The 1,166-nt window shown below is 66.8% G+C and carries 2 protein-coding genes; both read right to left on the bottom strand.

All coding sequences use genetic code 11. From position 1 onward, the window contains the following. Positions 1–318, bottom strand: a 318-nt coding sequence (locus tag EN738_RS34480; RefSeq protein WP_145967054.1) for an RDD family protein, incomplete at its 3' end; no start/stop codon positions are given. Next, the coding region (locus tag EN738_RS34475) for a stage II sporulation protein M (protein ID WP_145967053.1) at positions 305–1,166 on the bottom strand (862 nt) is incomplete at its 5' end. The genes EN738_RS34480 and EN738_RS34475, both read right to left, overlap by 14 nt.

Here is a 1,166-nt window from a genome sequence, read left to right as displayed (position 1 = left end):
GCGGATGCCGACGATGCGCTTGCCTGGCGTCGCGGCGCGGCTGCCGGCTTCGAAGGCGATGAAATAGGCGTTGCGCAGCAGGAAGATCAGGATGATCCAGACGACGAACAGCGGCTGCAGCCCGCCGAAGCCGATGCCGCGCAGCCCGAACAGGGCGACGATCGTGATGACGATCGCAGCAGTGGTGATGATCACCACATCGAGCACGAAGGCCGCGGCCCGCGTGCCGGCATCGGCAAGCTTGATGCGCAGATCGACGCCTTCCGGTGTGATCAGCGGCCGCGTCGGCGCGAGGGTGGCGCGTCTAACCGTCGCCATGCCGCACAATCCTCAACAGATAGAAATAGGCGCACCATAGCGCCAGCATGCCGCCGCCGATGGCATAGCGGGCGCCGTCGCCGGTGATGGTCTGCCGGCCGATGCCTTCGAGCAGGCCGGCGAACAGAAGCATCACCACGACGCCGACCATGGCGGTCGCCGCGATGCGCCCGGCCTGCGCCGCCGCCGCCATGCGGGTCAGTTCGCCGGGGAAGGCGATGCGCGTGCCGATGCGCATGCCGGCCGCACCGGCAAGCGCGATGGCGAACAGCTCGGTCGTGCCGTGGATGGACAGCCAGCCGCCGAGCTCGAAGCCGAGCCCCTTGGCGGCGTAGATCTGGAATATCGCGCCGAGCATGCAGCCATTCATCAGGATGATCAGCACGCTTGGCACGGCAAAGGCAAAGCCGAGCGCGAAGGCAAGGATCGCCACCTGGGTGTTGTGGGTGAAGAGATAGGCGGCGAAGCTCGACAGGAACTGGTTGTCGGCGCCGTCATAGAGCACGCTGCGCAGCATCGCGGCCGACGAATCCGGATTGCGGCCGCCGGCAAGGCTGGGCGCGATGATGGCGTCGTACCAGCCCTTGTTGGAAGCCACCAGCCAGTAGCCGGCGCCAGCGCCGACCACCGTCAAGCCGACCGTGACCAGGGTTTCGCGCCACAGTGCGCGTATGGCGTTCGGCCAGTCGTGAAGGAAGAAATCGCCGATGCGCTGCCGCAAGCCGCGCCGGGCGCCATAGAGGTAGAAATAGCCGCGCAGGCAAAGTGCTTCGAGATACGCGACAAGCGCATGGTCGAGCGAGGTCGCCCTGGCCACCGACAGTGACGACAGCGCCGAGCGATAGAGC

Origin of the sequence: Mesorhizobium sp. M4B.F.Ca.ET.017.02.2.1, assembly GCF_003998955.1 — a bacterium.
In the GTDB taxonomy this organism is placed as follows: Bacteria; Pseudomonadota; Alphaproteobacteria; order Rhizobiales; family Rhizobiaceae; genus Mesorhizobium; species Mesorhizobium abyssinicae.
This window is presented reverse-complemented; position numbering and strand designations above follow the sequence as displayed.